This is a genomic window from Pseudomonas sp. H3_A02 (genome assembly GCF_054671965.1).
In genome coordinates, this window is record NZ_CP162807.1 from 3,450,187 (window position 1) to 3,463,595 (window position 13,409).

Annotated in this window: 19 protein-coding genes and 1 pseudogene; 9 read left to right on the forward strand and 11 right to left on the reverse strand. The window is 53.2% G+C overall.

The features are described 5' to 3' along the window. Nucleotides 1–633 precede the first annotated feature (633 nt). The 3 genes from AB4N80_RS15280 to AB4N80_RS15290 form a co-directional block, all read right to left on the reverse strand. Nucleotides 634–1,011 (reverse strand): histidine phosphatase family protein, encoded by a 378-nt coding sequence (locus AB4N80_RS15280; RefSeq protein WP_240998439.1) that lies wholly within the window; start codon nucleotides 1,009–1,011, stop codon nucleotides 634–636. 126 nt (nucleotides 1,012–1,137) lie between these two features. After that, nucleotides 1,138–1,575, reverse strand: coding sequence for a GNAT family N-acetyltransferase (locus AB4N80_RS15285; RefSeq protein WP_122566005.1), 438 nt, complete (start codon nucleotides 1,573–1,575; stop codon nucleotides 1,138–1,140). A 388-nt stretch (nucleotides 1,576–1,963) separates the two neighbouring features. Then, on the reverse strand, nucleotides 1,964–2,290 hold the full coding sequence (locus AB4N80_RS15290) for a DUF2388 domain-containing protein (RefSeq protein WP_122566004.1): 327 nt from the start codon (nucleotides 2,288–2,290) through the stop codon (nucleotides 1,964–1,966). Nucleotides 2,291–2,396: 106 nt separating this feature from the next. Between AB4N80_RS15290 and AB4N80_RS15295 the strand changes: the two genes are divergently transcribed. Next, entirely contained in the window at nucleotides 2,397–2,582 is a 186-nt protein-coding gene (locus AB4N80_RS15295) for a hypothetical protein (protein WP_163006719.1), read from the forward strand. A 388-nt stretch (nucleotides 2,583–2,970) separates the two neighbouring features. Beyond that, on the forward strand, nucleotides 2,971–3,243 hold the full coding sequence (locus tag AB4N80_RS15300) for a hypothetical protein (RefSeq protein ID WP_460082810.1): 273 nt from the start codon (nucleotides 2,971–2,973) through the stop codon (nucleotides 3,241–3,243). Between the two features lie 124 nt (nucleotides 3,244–3,367). Here AB4N80_RS15300 and AB4N80_RS15305 read toward each other — a convergent pair whose 3' ends face one another. The 3 genes and pseudogenes from AB4N80_RS15305 to AB4N80_RS15315 all read right to left on the reverse strand — a co-directional run bounded on the left by AB4N80_RS15305 (nucleotide 3,368) and on the right by AB4N80_RS15315 (nucleotide 4,678). Beyond that, nucleotides 3,368–3,676 (reverse strand): addiction module antidote protein, encoded by a 309-nt coding sequence (locus AB4N80_RS15305; RefSeq protein WP_038858737.1) that lies wholly within the window; start codon nucleotides 3,674–3,676, stop codon nucleotides 3,368–3,370. Nucleotides 3,677–3,678: 2 nt separating this feature from the next. Next, nucleotides 3,679–3,971: pseudogene (locus AB4N80_RS15310) on the reverse strand (type II toxin-antitoxin system RelE/ParE family toxin). A 281-nt stretch (nucleotides 3,972–4,252) separates the two neighbouring features. Beyond that, nucleotides 4,253–4,678, reverse strand: coding sequence for a hypothetical protein (locus tag AB4N80_RS15315; protein WP_240998435.1), 426 nt, complete (start codon nucleotides 4,676–4,678; stop codon nucleotides 4,253–4,255). A gap of 329 nt (nucleotides 4,679–5,007) precedes the next feature. Between AB4N80_RS15315 and AB4N80_RS15320 the strand changes: the two genes are divergently transcribed. The 4 genes from AB4N80_RS15320 to AB4N80_RS15335 all read left to right on the forward strand — a co-directional run bounded on the left by AB4N80_RS15320 (nucleotide 5,008) and on the right by AB4N80_RS15335 (nucleotide 7,498). Further along, nucleotides 5,008–5,778: a hypothetical protein gene (locus AB4N80_RS15320; RefSeq protein ID WP_122566000.1), complete on the forward strand. Its 771-nt coding sequence runs from the start codon at nucleotides 5,008–5,010 to the stop codon at nucleotides 5,776–5,778. 479 nt (nucleotides 5,779–6,257) lie between these two features. Next, entirely contained in the window at nucleotides 6,258–6,803 is a 546-nt protein-coding gene (locus AB4N80_RS15325) for a hypothetical protein (RefSeq protein WP_460082815.1), read from the forward strand. A gap of 61 nt (nucleotides 6,804–6,864) precedes the next feature. Next, nucleotides 6,865–7,080, forward strand: a complete 216-nt coding sequence (locus AB4N80_RS15330) for a hypothetical protein (RefSeq protein WP_122565997.1) — start codon at nucleotides 6,865–6,867, stop codon at nucleotides 7,078–7,080. 217 nt (nucleotides 7,081–7,297) lie between these two features. Then, entirely contained in the window at nucleotides 7,298–7,498 is a 201-nt protein-coding gene (locus AB4N80_RS15335) for a hypothetical protein (protein WP_122565996.1), read from the forward strand. A gap of 104 nt (nucleotides 7,499–7,602) precedes the next feature. On the opposite strand, the gene AB4N80_RS15340 is transcribed toward AB4N80_RS15335, so the two are convergent. The 3 genes from AB4N80_RS15340 to AB4N80_RS15350 all read right to left on the reverse strand — a co-directional run bounded on the left by AB4N80_RS15340 (nucleotide 7,603) and on the right by AB4N80_RS15350 (nucleotide 10,080). After that, nucleotides 7,603–8,772, reverse strand: coding sequence for a hypothetical protein (locus AB4N80_RS15340; protein WP_163006846.1), 1,170 nt, complete (start codon nucleotides 8,770–8,772; stop codon nucleotides 7,603–7,605). Nucleotides 8,773–8,935: 163 nt separating this feature from the next. Then, a complete protein-coding gene (locus tag AB4N80_RS15345) occupies nucleotides 8,936–9,193 on the reverse strand; it encodes a DUF6434 domain-containing protein (protein WP_460082819.1) in 258 nt (85 codons plus the stop codon). 29 nt (nucleotides 9,194–9,222) lie between these two features. Next, on the reverse strand, nucleotides 9,223–10,080 hold the full coding sequence (locus AB4N80_RS15350) for an AraC family transcriptional regulator (RefSeq protein ID WP_460082822.1): 858 nt from the start codon (nucleotides 10,078–10,080) through the stop codon (nucleotides 9,223–9,225). A gap of 209 nt (nucleotides 10,081–10,289) precedes the next feature. Here AB4N80_RS15350 and AB4N80_RS15355 point away from each other — a divergent pair, with 209 nt between their 5' ends. Both AB4N80_RS15355 and AB4N80_RS15360 read left to right on the forward strand, forming a co-directional pair. Then, nucleotides 10,290–10,796 carry an AAA family ATPase gene (locus AB4N80_RS15355; RefSeq protein ID WP_460082825.1) on the forward strand — a complete coding sequence of 169 codons (507 nt, stop codon included), beginning with the start codon at nucleotides 10,290–10,292 and terminating at the stop codon, nucleotides 10,794–10,796. A 157-nt stretch (nucleotides 10,797–10,953) separates the two neighbouring features. Next, nucleotides 10,954–11,166 carry a hypothetical protein gene (locus tag AB4N80_RS15360; protein ID WP_122568436.1) on the forward strand — a complete coding sequence of 71 codons (213 nt, stop codon included), beginning with the start codon at nucleotides 10,954–10,956 and terminating at the stop codon, nucleotides 11,164–11,166. Nucleotides 11,167–11,256: 90 nt separating this feature from the next. Here AB4N80_RS15360 and AB4N80_RS15365 read toward each other — a convergent pair whose 3' ends face one another. Further along, a complete protein-coding gene (locus tag AB4N80_RS15365) occupies nucleotides 11,257–12,195 on the reverse strand; it encodes a LysR substrate-binding domain-containing protein (RefSeq protein WP_122568437.1) in 939 nt (312 codons plus the stop codon). Nucleotides 12,196–12,302: 107 nt separating this feature from the next. Here AB4N80_RS15365 and AB4N80_RS15370 point away from each other — a divergent pair, with 107 nt between their 5' ends. Beyond that, the gene (locus AB4N80_RS15370; protein ID WP_122568438.1) at nucleotides 12,303–12,752 is read left to right on the forward strand and encodes a PACE efflux transporter; all 450 of its coding nucleotides are present in this window, start codon (nucleotides 12,303–12,305) and stop codon (nucleotides 12,750–12,752) included. A gap of 30 nt (nucleotides 12,753–12,782) precedes the next feature. On the opposite strand, the gene AB4N80_RS15375 is transcribed toward AB4N80_RS15370, so the two are convergent. Next, nucleotides 12,783–13,226, reverse strand: a complete 444-nt coding sequence (locus AB4N80_RS15375) for a hypothetical protein (protein ID WP_163006847.1) — start codon at nucleotides 13,224–13,226, stop codon at nucleotides 12,783–12,785. Nucleotides 13,227–13,409 lie beyond the last annotated feature (183 nt).

The window sequence follows — 13,409 nt, forward strand, 5'->3', positions numbered from 1 at the left end:
CGCCATATGGCACTTGATATGGCGCAAGAGACGAGCAAAAGCACTTGTAGCATCCATCAACCTAAAAGAAGGCCTGAGCCTTGACGATACTCAGTTGCTCGGCTATCCAAGCCCCATATTTCTTGCCTTTGATCTCTCCAACAAGAAACTCGCTCAATGCCAAAGCGCCACCGGCGACTATCAAATTCGAGACTTCACGTGGGTAATAGGCTGGCAGTGTGAGTGGCAACGGATTGACAGCAGGGTGTCGGGCGGGGTTCTTCAAATAGTCGATGGGGCGAGCATCAGTGTTCCAGCCGACGAGATTCGGCGTAGATTCATAAGATTCTCACTGGTTTTGACGGTTGCCGATACAAGTCATCCTCCCCTCCGTTTTCCAATGAACCGGAGCGCAGCTGAAGGGTGGTGTACCCGGTGCAAGGTACTTTTTAAGTGCTAAACGCGAAGCATCACACCGGGGGTAACAGGGACAGACCACGATGGTGGGAAGAGCCAGGTACAAGTGATTTCAATTCTTGGTCTGTTCCCCGGTTTCCCCGTACGGCACTGATCTTCAGTTCCACGAAGAAGACATACCTGACTGGTTTATGAATACGTATGTAGACAAAATTATAGGCGCCAGCGATAGGTGCATCACACTAGAGGCAGCGAGCCTCTCAGAGTGACGGAATCAAGCGTTGGAATTTCGAAGTCCTCCAGGACCAGCATGTTCCCGTTTGAGAGCTGCCATTGGTAAAAATCTGAAAAGTCCCCTTTAGCCAACGCGCGGATTACCTTCGCAACGAAGCCGTGCGCGACGAGCAAAACAGTTTTTGACGGGTATTTCGATCCCAGTTCAACCAAAACGTCCCGCACTCGCTTCACAACATCAGAGATCGACTCGCCACCGGTTGGCCCGGCATCCCAACGTCGAGTGATATTTTGTGACCAAAGCTGTGGATATCGCTCTCTAGCGTCAGCTTGAGTCAAACCCTCAAAAACCCCGACATCCCGCTCTCGGAAGCACTCCATTATCTCGGGCGGGAGCTTCAGCCCTTCGTTAAGAATGTTCGCAGTTTCTACGTAAGCGTCCGCCAAACACACCTTGCGCAATTGGCCGGGCGACCATCTAACCGTCTCGATACCTTTATTCTCGCTTTACTTCAGTTGCTTCTCAAAACGAATGTCACCTTCCGGTAGGTTCTTCACGGGCTGCCAGCCAAGGTTTCTATAGAATCCGCTCGCACGGCTTGCTTCAGCGGTTTCTAACCATATCTTCTGATGGCGTTGAAATAGAAAAGACTCTGCTTCGTGCATCAGATTGCGCCCCAACCCGTACCCTTCGAATTCCGGCAAGACGAAGACCGCGAATACGCAACCATCTTCAATATCGACCATCGAAAAACCGACTGGAACACCATTGACCTCCGCGACCCAAGCGCACGGAGTCTCTGAAATTGCCTGACTTATCGCTTCAGGCGTTATGCCTATCTCCGTTAACTGATCTTGAGATAAGTGATTTTCCCGAACACTGGTTCGAATCTTAAAAATCGCATCGATATCGGCAAGTTTGGCAAGCCGGATTACTGCGTCCATGGCATCTTCCTTTTTTCTATCCGTGTGATGAAAGCATACTTACATATCCGGGCTATCAAGGGTGGTTCCAATTGTGTGGCAACAACTCCCCAATCTCACTTGCCCGCTGTGTCGGCAGTCGTGTCAGCACATCCTTAAGAGAAAAAAGGGGACAGATTTATTTTTTTGCTTCGCTGTGCTGCGAGCTTCCATCGAATGGATTCGCTTGGATCAACTAGCTGCTGGCTAGAAAATAAATCCGTCCCATTTCCCCCTAAAGATATTTTTTTGCTTCGCTGCGCTGCGAGCTTCTATCGAATGGATTCGCTTGGATCAACTGGCAGCCGAGCTCGAATCAAGATCTGTCCCTAATTCACATGGGAGTGTTGATGCGTCAGTCTGGTCCAATTCAATACTTAGCTACGATTGCGTGGGCCAGTTGCATGTCATTCATCAGCGGTGAGTTGTAGGCCGAGCGATAGTAGCGAGACGCCTGCTCAAACTGTGCTCCGCGGATCTCACCATCAGAGCCTATGAATGCGAGAGCATCGTCCTTCGCTTTTTTCATTATTGCTGGGCCGTTGACTGTAAGTGCCGTTGTTGCGCCGAGGATCATGGTCGGAGCAAGTGTAGTTACGGTCAGCGCGCGCTCCACTGGATTTTCGACATACCACGCCGTCGCGTCAGCACTGATCGTTACAGTGATGATGGTTGTCAGCGCCTTCCAGAGATCCATTCTTCGTTGCTTCCATTGCGATCAAAGGGCGCCAACATAGCAGAGTAGGGTACTGCCATAAACAAGAAGCACAGCACTGGGCCGGGCTTCTAAGCTTGCAGGTGACATGCCGCCAGTCGTTCGTGAGCTGGTCGTTCGTCATGTCGCCTTCGGCGCCACAATAAACGTGGTCGGGCATATCCTGGTCAGCCTCGGTGCCGCCATCCCACGGGTAGAGGTGAATCGCGCGCTTGCTCATGGCGTCACCTCGCGCCGTGCCCACCAGCAGACCGGACCGTCGTCAGTATCGTGAGTCGCCAGGCAGAACCAGCCGTCGCCTTCAGGCCGATGCGGCTCCCAGTGTCGGCATATTCCAAGAAAAGGGGACGGATTTATTTTTGCCCCGTGTCTCTGAGAGTGCCCATCAATGGATTCGCTTGGGTCAACTGGCAGCCGGCTAATGGGTGTCCCCTTTTCCATGTCTATAAGTCCCTTCGCTATGCCTTATGAACGCTCAACCGTGCGCCGCCCGCGGCATTGACGCAAATTCCTACGCAAACCTCGGAAACCAGCGCATTGCGGCATCTGGATGGGCGGCTTATTGTCTCTCTGTCGCCCAGATGGCGATTCGGGTTTGGCGACTCGATTGAATGAAGCGCAGAAGCTCCTGCTCCTAAATCAATTGAATGAAGGTACTGCTCATGACCCGATACATGCCCATCACCGGCATCGACTGCATCCCCGCAACCCTGCTCATCGACACCGAAGCGCCTCCAGACGTCCTTTTCGAAACCGCCGATTACCGCATCCGCACGGTGACCCAAGTCTTGGAAAATATCGCGTTCCGCTCGGACATCAGCTCAGACACGGTGGTACTGACTGATTTTTGTAAATTGCTGACCACATCGTTACGCGATGGTTGTGATGTCATGGATGTGATTGGAAGACGATTGCGGGCGCAGGCGGCGGAATAATGAAGACGGGCGACTTATGAGCCGCCCGTTTCATAAGAGGAGAACGGGACCGACTACGATTATGAGACGGTCGATTACAAGTGAACTCAAAATCGTGGTGTGTCCCCGGTATCTAATCCGATCGTCAGGCAGGTGAATGATTAGCCGCATGCCCAGGCTGAGCATGAAGATCAATGCCTAGCGCATGAATGACCTTGAGTACGGTATCAAATCTCGGCTTTGATCCGGGTGCGAACGCCTTGTACAAGCTTTCTCGCCCCATGCCAGAGTCCTTAGCGATTTGCGCCATGCCTCGGGCCTTGGCGACATAGCCGATCGCTCGGAGAAACTCCTCGCTATCACCATCAGCTAGCACCTGAGAAAGGTACTCACTGATTGCTTCGTCGCTATCGAGTAGTGCCGCCATGTCAAATGTCGTCAGGTGTTGGCTCATGTTCAAATCTCTTTGGCCAATTTCTTCGCTCGCCGGATATCAGCACTCTGTGAAGACTTGTCACCACCCGCCAGTAGCACGATGACCACTCCACCGCGCATGGTGAATAGACCCGGTAGCCAGCGCCTACATCCACACGCAACTCTGAAATACCATCACCGACAGGTTTCACATCGCCCAGGTTACCTGCTGCGGCGCGATCAATGCGGCGGGCAATAGCGATTTTTGCTCGCAGATCACGGACCGATGAATGCCACGCAGTGAACGTCTGCGTTTGCTGGATGAGATAATTCATGAGTGGACCGTATCCAGTTGGATACTGGAGGTCAAGATGCTGATGCTGGTCGTCCCCCTGTATTCTCGATCCGGGGGGCTGGGGGGAAACGAGGACAGACCACGATCTGATGATGAGTGAACTCAAAACCGTGGTCTCTCCCCAGTCTTTGCGTAGCAGCAAAAAGGAATCAGTGGGATGTATTCGAGGGCTTGTTACGGACTGCGCGGAAACGTCGAGAGGGCGGGTACGGCACGCATAAAAAAGCCCGCGAGAGAGGCGGGCTTATTCAGGGCTGACCTTCAAAGGCAATCGGACTTGTCTATCTGAAAGTCTGTGATCGGAGCACTGCTTGAGTCATTGATCGTGTATTTGATCAAGAGCCCTGACTTCACGAACTGTCCTAGACCTTTTTCATCGCAGGATACTGAGGCCGCAAGGGCCTTTTTGTCTTTCGTAAATGCGTCGGAATCGATTTCATCTTTCGAGGTTTTTGTAAGTGTGTAGGAGATACGCATGATCCCGTCGTTATAGGTTACCGAATCAAGACGTGTGTCATCGATCATCTTCGGGGACTGGGCATTCATGATGAGCGCGGTCCCTTTAAGCTGGCGTTCTCGCTCCTCCTTTTTGTCTTCCGAAGCAGACCGTGCATGCCAGAGTTGAAGCAGTACAAAGAGTGAGATCATTGCTGAAAAAAATAGGATGGGGCCGCGGTATTGCTTCAATTGGAATATCCATATCAAAATGCTATCAGTTATTTGACCATGCCGTTCCCCTCATCTCAAGCTGGAAAAAATGCTGATGATTCGTGTGGGTAAAAAAGGGATCGTGGTCTGTCCTCAGCGCCGCCCTGTTCCCTCACAGGGCGTGCACTGGGCACGCTCGATGACCCGTGTGGCAATTGCCGGACACGTCAGCAGCTCCGCGAGCAGTCGCCAGAAGAAATTGAGCATTGGTAATCCTGACCTGATAGCGTTGCGTGAACGGGTCATGGATGGGGACAGCGAATGGGCAAAGCATGTGTTCCGATGTCTATTCGGAATGAGGACCCTTAATGCCGTACAACTACACAAACGGTCGCTACCTGGTCTTCAAAGGCCGGGGCAGTGATGGGGCGCCCTTTGGCCGGATTCACCAGGACGGAAAAGTTCGAAACCTCCTGGGTGAGCCGCTGTACTACATAGACATGGACGAACGTGCGTTCATTTCGGTCGATTTTGTCTTTCAGGGTGAAATACAAAAATGTCGCGACACGTTTTGTGTGCTCAGCGACAAAACGCTTTTCACATTTTCCGAGATGAAGGTTAAACCACTGGGAAACGAGACCGAGGAGCAGGCGCTTCACAGGGAGTTCAAAAGAAGGGCGCTAAGTTTGGCAGGGCAGATCGTTCAGGCGAAGAGTGAGATGGTGCAGGCACGCTTGGATATGACCTGGTCCAATTTAAACCCTTGCCGTCGTTTCGGTGCCTTCTTCACGAGCCGAGCCCGCAGGGAGCGAGCATCGCTAGGGTGGCCTTACAGTGGGCTGGAAAGTGATCATGAGTTCAAATCGGAGTCTGTCCCCGTCTCCTCATCCTCGCTCGCGACAATGGTTTTGTGGGCTGCGGATGCAAGGAAAGCGCGGGCAGACCACGATTATGAGGCGATTCGATTACACGTGAATTCAAATCGCGGTCTGCCCTCAGCTTTCTGGTTTCCGCCGATCGAGGTGGGTTCTATAGCGGCACTTGCAGGAAGTCCTCGTCGTAGCTCGCGCTGGGAAAACATCCAGTCAATCTATACTCCGCGTTTTGCCCGGACACTCGCCAAATTAATTGGGACTTAAATGAAAAAGGTAGTTTTGGCTCTCTCGCTGGTCACCCTAGTAGCCTGCATGCCTTATCAATCAGTCAGCTCGCCAGATCCAAATTGGATGCGTCTGGGTGGAGAAAAGCCTGAGGGCTATCCAAGGACGTTTGTTGAGAACCTGAGCGGCCATTGCGCTCTGGTTACCGAGTCATGGACTGATGGAAGAATCAACGGTCGTCTTCTGTGGACCAAGAAGCAGTCTCGAAAAGCTATTACCTGCCCATAGGCGCCTGTGTAGGGGCTGATTTCGCGCCGGGAAGAACGGACAAGACACGACTGTGAGACCGCCAAATAATGTACGCAATATCGCGGGCTGTCCCAGTTTTTGCTGACCCCACCCTTGGCTCGTAGCAGCGAAGTAATGGTGCTAAATTCTGCGCGTCCAGCGTGTGGGCCCATCTGGCTCGGCGGGATATTAACGCCTCTCTCAACCGATTTTGTGGATATGGAAATTCAATGAACACACCCAAGCTTTCGATTGCGCTGTCCTGTGCTGTTGCTGTTTTGATGTTGAGCGGATGCGCTGCCTCTGTAAAAAGCGGCGGGACTGAAACGCTCGTCATTCAGGAGTCAGCCAAGCAGAACCTGGTCGTGAACTTTGAAGGAAATAGCAAGGTTCAACAAAATGAGGACTGGCCTCGCTTGAAGCGGGAGTGGAATGATGCCCTGCAAGTCGAAGCGACTCGCGCCGGCTACAGCCTTACAGAGACTCAGGCATCAAGCCAAGCGGGCAAGGACGGTGTCGGTATCAAGATCAACGTGACCAATTTCCGTTACCTGACCCCAGGCGCTCGCTACGGAGCGGGGGTCATGGTGGGGAATGCGTGGGTCAATTCCAGTGCAGATTACTCGGACTTGAAATCAGGCCGCCTGATTGGAACTCGAACGTATGACACCTCGTCGTCTGCTTGGGAAGGTGTCATGTCGGCCATGACCCAAGAGCAGGTTCAGGCTATTTCTCAGAAAATCATAAGTGACATCAAGGGCGCAAAGGCCAAGTAATGCGATCTTGGTTAACCGGCGTCATGAGTAGACGAATAAAGCGGGTTGCGGAAGAGCACGGATGACTCAATGGAAAACACAGGGATTCTGGAGCAGGGCGTGGATCTATACGCTGTTGCTATTTCTCATAGGGTTTATCACTGATTCCGATGCGACCTGGTTGGGCGACGGCTCATCCAAGCCCAAGCGGGTCTTCAGCCTTGGCTTCATCGCGTTCTGTGCGTTGGTGGCTGTGTTTGAGCTGATAGTGCTGAATCACTTCTATGGTGTGAAGTAGGTGAGGCGAGGGTTAAAGGATTGAGGGGAGGCGGGGCAGATCACGATGATGAGGCGAACTGATTACAGATGAACTCAAAATCGTGATTTGTCCCCAGTTCTCTCACTGATTGGGGGGCATCGGCGGCGGAATAGGTATGGAACCCTGCATAGCGTTCTGCCGTGCGATGCATTCGCATCGAAGCCGATGAAGCAACGCGCCCGAGGACGATTAATCAATGCCCAAGAAACTTCAGGAAAGCAAAACAGCGACGGCTGCTGACATTGAGCGCTCTATCCAGGCACTGAACAAAATGGCTGAACGCCTCTGGGGTGATGGTCGGGAGGCTGAGGCGAAAGCCCTGCTCGATGCCTTGGATGCTTTAAACAGGGCGCTCGACAGGATCAGGGTTGGGGAGAGCCGCAGGGTTCTTCATTAATGCTTGAAGGGAAATGGGGGCGCTCACGATGTGACACGGACCTATTACAAGGGGCCCAAATCGTGGTCTGTCCCCGGTTTACTCCTGACGCTCCAGTCCAATTTTTAAAGCCTGAATCCAGTGACAACCTGCTGGGTGGGGGCACTGGATGACGTCCCATAACACTCTTGCCAAGCAGCGTTAAATTCATTGATTAAACTATAGGTTCCAAGCTCATAGACATCTATGGAGTCCGGGTCGGTCTTGGACTTTCTCATGGGTTGAACAATCATGCCCCGCACTGGAATGCCTGGATTAATCAGGGCAAGCAAGATTTTATTAACCAACGCTTTCTTTGCGTATACGTCTGAAGTTGATGTGCTTGCCAGGTTTCCGTTGCTTCCAAGCAGGCCGAGCAAGCAATAAAAAACCCAGCGTGTAGACATTTGTCGACCATAACTGGCATCGCCGAGATGGGCGTCCACACTTCCTTTACATTCGACAATGAGGTACTCCTCCACCGCGCCTGTTCGCAAATTTCGCTTGACCCATATTTGGTCTATCCCATTGGTTCGCCCTGATGAGGCTTTGCCAATTTTCAGCTGATAGTGGGTACCCATAACGGTTACCATTAGTTTGGCAGCGCCATATTCTCCTCTGTTCTCCGATGCGTAGTGTTTGGCATTTGAATCTCTTAAATTTGAATAATGGTTGTTAAGTCTATTGCCAGATTTTACGTCGTTTTTGCGAAATTTTAACCAGCCGGAAACCTCAGAATACGCGGCCGGATCTTTAGATAACGCATGCACGCACTGTTTTATATTTGGATGGTTAGGGCCGAGTAGATGAAGGTTTTTGGCGATGTAATCGCCAGCACTCTTTGATACGGGGTTGGAGAAGTTGAAGTTTGGCTGAATAGAGCTGCCCGAGGTGAAATATGCATCGGCGTTCAAGGCATTCTTTATTTGTTGAACATCATCCGTGTCGAGGAGAACTAATTGATCGGTACGCCAAGAAGCGTATTGAGCGTGAGGGTTGTAGGGGACGCAGTGCCTGTTTTGGAGCTGATTTATTGCCACGCTCTCTTGGCGCGAAGAACTCAGGTAGAACCCACCTAATTGACCGAGCGAGGTAAACGGATAGCCGCCACTATGGATGGCTGGGGACGGATTGCTCGATTTAGGTCCGCCAAAAAATACGGTATTGCGTTCTTGTATGATAACGTTGTTTGGTGCAAGTGATAGTATTGTGCTGTTTAAGATTTCACTCGGATCATAGCTGTTAAGATAGTTCATCGGATTCCATCCCGAAATTTAATTTTGCATTTTAATATAGTCGAGAAAACGTAGTCGTCAAATCGCAATCCGATTGTCGGGAGATATTTGAGCGCGCATTCCGAACAGATGAATCAAGAAGCTCAGGCATTGGAATTTGTGAGGGCTGGGTCTGTTCCCGGTTTCAAGTGGCCCCCGTTTGAGCATCTACAGTGTTTGGCCTGTGTTCAATGCCATCACCATTCCGCTGCTGCCACTCATCGACAACTTCTCCCAGTGTTTTAGGTACGCCATCACGTATCCAGGCCATAAAGCCTCTATCAAATTTAAACTTCGCGCCGCAGTGCTCCACCATGAATCTGCGGACGTTCTGTGTGTTTCGGTAATGCTTGCAAACTGGCGTCTCTCTTGTGAGCTGATCGCTGTGCCAATTAAAACTCATGGGGCAGGCTCCATGCTGAGTGGTCTGATTCATGAGTCCATGGCATGGGATGCTTGGCGTTTTGCAAGCGGTATCCACACGTCCACGTAACCCGTCCCTCGGGAAGGTTCGAAATCCGGACTGTACTGCTCGAACTCAGGCGCGTCGGCAAGTTCGTATTCGGATTCAGGCAACCAGTGATTGAAAATGGTGAAGAACGTCTGATGGATCGTCGAGATATGGCCTTGGTGTCGAAACACCACATAGTCTTGCCGTGGCACCCTGAAATACCGAAAAGCCGGAGGCAGACCGTCGACGCAGGACACCTCTGTGCCAGCAATGTACTCAAAACTACCGTCCAGTTCAGGATTGCAGCACAAGCCATAGCTCCAGTTGTTTACCTGATCGGGTACCTGTCCCAAGTAGGGGGAGAACGCTTGCCATAAGCCGACGATGCCTTCGTTCTTATCGAAGGTAAAACGCTCCCCCAGACCTGCGATGAAAAATGCTGCTCTGGTTTCAAAGCGAGGTTCAGAGAGTGTTGTGAGCTTCCTTTCTTTCATACGTAATGGCTCCACCAGCGAAAGATGTACGTCCTCGTGCCCACGCACCTGCTTCGGAGTGAAGCCAAACAGATCGCAGAAGGCGCGCGTAAAAGCTTCATGGGAGCTGTAGCCTGCATCCAGCGCTACTTGCAGGATATCCGGCGCACCTCGACGCAAGGTCAGTGCTGCTTGGCTCAAACGCCGTGCGCGGATGTAACGCATCACCGACCAGCCCGTCGACAGTGCAAACAAACGGGCCAAGGCAAAGGGAGACAGGTTGCAATGGCGCGCGACACGTCCCAGATCGAGTTGGGATCCCAGCTCCAACTCGATGTACCACAGGGCCCTTTCGATACTCAGCATGACGAATCTCCATGAATGCTGAAGCGACGTTATCAAATGAATGGGGACGGCATTTGATCGTTCTTGCGGTTTCTGCTTTCCATGCTGGAGCGTATGAACGACCCTCACGTCTCTTCGCTATGGTTTACGAAGGCTCATTGGTGCCTATCAAGAACGAGTCATAAGGCTACTGCCTACACTGGATTAACTCACTTATCGAAGGACACCGAATGCTCATCGTCTTCAGCGGCCTTCCCGGCACCGGAAAAACGACTATCGCCAATGATCTCGCCGCTACAACAGGCGCCGTGTATCTGCGGATCGATACGATTGAGCAGGCGATTCGAAACTCGGGCGCGCTTGCGCACGATGTGGGGCGCAGTGGCTATATGGTTGCCAATGAGCTCGCCCTGAGTAATCTTCGTTTGGGTCGCATAGTCATCGTTGATTGTGTCAATCCCGTCCTCGAAAGCCGAATCGCGTGGAGCGAAGTTGCCTCACGGGCGGGTAGTCGGTTGGCAAATATCCAAGTGATTTGTTCCGAAAAACATGAGCATCGGCGCCGGGTAGAAGCCAGGAGGGGTGATATTCCCGGGCTGACGCCACCCACCTGGCAGTCTGTACTGGATCATGAATATGAGCCGTGGGATGAAGTTCCGTTTTGCGTAGACACAGCCCTGGTCTCTTCAATGCAAGCGGTCTCGATGATCATCAACCGATTCCTGCCTAATGAGTAGCGCAATTCCAAGGACAGACCCCAGCAGGTTGTGAGCATCGCCTCGTAAAGAATTGACCGGCGGTCCGACCCTTTGGAATTACTGCCGCCCGGGGGACTCAACTCATCGAGGAATATGTATTCCCCAATGGCGGTGAACACCGCCCGAGGTAAATGGAATGACGTCGTTCGAAGAATTCAGGGCCACATCCCATGAGCTTCTCAAAGAGCTGGATGCCGCAACGATAAAAATGATGATGCTGGTTTCTGCGAAAGAGGTATCCGGTCCTTCTTGGGAGGATGCTACCCAGCGGCATCATGACGCTGTAGATGCTTGGCATGCCTTTCTCAATATCCCTACGAATTTCTCGGCGAATCCGCCTCTTCCCTGAGGGCGCGGAAGGAAGAGGGCGGATCGAGCTTCGTTGTTCTTCTGTACGGAAGAGGCTACAGGGATCAGTTAGGCTCGTACGGCCACAGATTCAGGGGATAGATTTCCCTTCTTGGTTCGGGGTGAGGCGGGCAGGCGCATCCGGTTCTGCGATGCGCCGCCCCAACAACCACTCACTAAACACCCGCACCTCCACCTGCCGCTCCCGCCCCGGCACGCACACCACCGTATACCGCGCACCCGCCAAGCGGACCTCAGGGCGATAATCAACCAACTGCCCATTCGCAACAGCCTCAGCAACCAGCACATTGCTGGCGAGCACCAGCCCGTGCCCGGCGATTGCCGCCTGCAGGGCATGCTGCTCTTCGTCATAACGCCGGAAACGCGCGTTCTCCAGCCAGTCGAGGGTGTCGGCCTTGGCGCACCATGCCGGCCAGTCAACCGCTACGTTCGCGCTACTCAGCCACGGCACGTCGATCAGTTCGATAGGTGAGCTCGCTGTGGGCGGTTGCCACCCGGGGCGGCAGTAAACGCCGAAGTGCTCATCCAGCAAAGGCTGTTCGAACAGCTGTGGGTCCGGCCTGAACAGGGCGCGGATTGCCAGGTCGATGCTGGCGTCTCGTCGCAGGTCGACCACGTCGTTGCTGCTGTGCAGGCTGACGTCGATCTCCGGGTGCAACCGATGAAAGTCCCCGAGTCGGGGTATCAGCCACAGGCTGGCGAACGCTGGCGTTGTGCTCACCACCAGGGACTGCGCGGTACACGATGGCGACAGTATTTGCAGACCCTGCTGGATATCGAGCAGAGCGCGGTGCATGTAAGGGTGAAGGCGCTCGCCGTCGGCGCTCAGGCGCACGTTTTGGCTGGAGCGCTCGAACAGACGCACGCCAAGGAAGGCTTCAAGGCTTTTGACCTGATGGGAGATCGCCGCCGGGCTGATGTTCAGTTCCTGGGCCGCCGCCTTGAAGCTGCCCAGCCGTGCGGCGGACTCGAAGCCGCGCAAGGCGGTGAGGGGCAGTTTGGCGAACATGGCGGGTAGGTTACTCAGGTTGAGCGTGGCTCAATTTAGCTCAATTGTGCGCAGGGGCTCAACTTGCCAGGCTGTGGTCTCCCAACCCCCTCTTAAGGAACCTGCCGATGCAAGGCACGCCCCGTAAAATCCTCCAGGCCATCCTCTACGAAGCCGGCGGTGTGCTGTTCGTGGCACCGGCGCTGGCACTGACCTACGAACAAGGGATGGGCTATTCAACCCTGCTGTCGCTGGTGATTTCTGCCGTCGCGCTGGCCTGGAATATGCTTTTCAACGGTCTGTTCGAGTGGTGGGAACGCCGCCAACCCAGCCGTCAGCGCAACTGGCAGCGACGGTTGCTTCACTCCCTGGGATTTGAAGGCGGCTTGACGTTGATTCTTACCCCGGTGATTGGGGCCTGGTTGGGCATCAGCTTGTGGCTGGCGCTGGTGACTAATCTGGGGCTGTTCGTATTTTTCTTTTTTTACGCGCTGGTTTTTCAATGGGTGTTCGATCGAGTGTTTGATGTTCCGCTTTCGGCGCAGGCTGATCAGGGTTCTGTCTCTAGCGCCCGCTGAGGCAGGCGCATGATTTGCCCAGGCGAAACGTTATTGGGGATCCAGGCAGGCACCTGCCTGGCTCTCTCTTATGGTTTTTCGAGTCGCTAATAGCACCAGCCATAAAAAAGAGGACAGCCATACGTAGAATCCGTAGCTGTAGCCCGTGACGGTCACTCGTCCGTCTCCATCATTCCACATGCTCGTGTACAGGTACGACGATAGACCGAGGAGGGTGGCGCACAAGGCGCTGATCAGGCGTCGTCTCGCACTCTTGTGTGAGAAAAATGCCACGATGAAGAAGGGATTGGCCAACCAAGCAGCACTATCACCCAGTAGTGCTAGAAACCCGAAGCAAAGAGCTTCGTAGCCGTAGGTGACGCTCTCAAATTCCCATACTTCGTTTCGCGTGTTGATGGCTGGCAGCATGAGGCTGACGGCAAAAAGGGCCAGGCTCAAGTCTCGAGCTTCTAATCGAAGTGGGTGGAATTTCATCAGCTCTCCCTGCTGTAGAAAAGTCATCGTCTGGCAAAGGCTACTGCAAGAACGCCATTGCTCATATTTGAGCTAGGGCAGCCCATCAGATAATGAGCGCCGCATTCGCGGTTAAATCAATTTCACCTGATTTTCGGTACTCTCTAGCGCTCAACCCCCAACTCAAAACTCCACCATCAGGGA

Bases quoted from the DNA above. Each gene is read 5' to 3' on its own strand.
- AB4N80_RS15295 (WP_163006719.1), top strand. From the start codon at position 2,397: ATGCCGCCAGTCGTTCGTGAGCTGGTCGTTCGTCATGTCGCCTTCGGC.
- AB4N80_RS15285 (WP_122566005.1), bottom strand. From the start codon at position 1,575: ATGGACGCAGTAATCCGGCTTGCCAAACTTGCCGATATCGATGCGATT.
- AB4N80_RS15355 (WP_460082825.1), top strand. From the start codon at position 10,290: ATGCTCATCGTCTTCAGCGGCCTTCCCGGCACCGGAAAAACGACTATC.
- AB4N80_RS15290 (WP_122566004.1), bottom strand. From the start codon at position 2,290: ATGGATCTCTGGAAGGCGCTGACAACCATCATCACTGTAACGATCAGT.
- AB4N80_RS15370 (WP_122568438.1), top strand. From the start codon at position 12,303: ATGCAAGGCACGCCCCGTAAAATCCTCCAGGCCATCCTCTACGAAGCC.
- AB4N80_RS15350 (WP_460082822.1), bottom strand. From the start codon at position 10,080: ATGCTGAGTATCGAAAGGGCCCTGTGGTACATCGAGTTGGAGCTGGGA.
- AB4N80_RS15345 (WP_460082819.1), bottom strand. From the start codon at position 9,193: ATGAGTTTTAATTGGCACAGCGATCAGCTCACAAGAGAGACGCCAGTT.
- AB4N80_RS15320 (WP_122566000.1), top strand. From the start codon at position 5,008: ATGCCGTACAACTACACAAACGGTCGCTACCTGGTCTTCAAAGGCCGG.
- AB4N80_RS15360 (WP_122568436.1), top strand. From the start codon at position 10,954: ATGACGTCGTTCGAAGAATTCAGGGCCACATCCCATGAGCTTCTCAAA.
- AB4N80_RS15280 (WP_240998439.1), bottom strand. From the start codon at position 1,011: ATGGAGTGCTTCCGAGAGCGGGATGTCGGGGTTTTTGAGGGTTTGACT.
- AB4N80_RS15305 (WP_038858737.1), bottom strand. From the start codon at position 3,676: ATGAGCCAACACCTGACGACATTTGACATGGCGGCACTACTCGATAGC.
- AB4N80_RS15365 (WP_122568437.1), bottom strand. From the start codon at position 12,195: ATGTTCGCCAAACTGCCCCTCACCGCCTTGCGCGGCTTCGAGTCCGCC.
- AB4N80_RS15300 (WP_460082810.1), top strand. From the start codon at position 2,971: ATGACCCGATACATGCCCATCACCGGCATCGACTGCATCCCCGCAACC.
- AB4N80_RS15330 (WP_122565997.1), top strand. From the start codon at position 6,865: ATGACTCAATGGAAAACACAGGGATTCTGGAGCAGGGCGTGGATCTAT.
- AB4N80_RS15340 (WP_163006846.1), bottom strand. From the start codon at position 8,772: ATGAACTATCTTAACAGCTATGATCCGAGTGAAATCTTAAACAGCACA.
- AB4N80_RS15335 (WP_122565996.1), top strand. From the start codon at position 7,298: ATGCCCAAGAAACTTCAGGAAAGCAAAACAGCGACGGCTGCTGACATT.
- AB4N80_RS15375 (WP_163006847.1), bottom strand. From the start codon at position 13,226: ATGAAATTCCACCCACTTCGATTAGAAGCTCGAGACTTGAGCCTGGCC.
- AB4N80_RS15325 (WP_460082815.1), top strand. From the start codon at position 6,258: ATGAACACACCCAAGCTTTCGATTGCGCTGTCCTGTGCTGTTGCTGTT.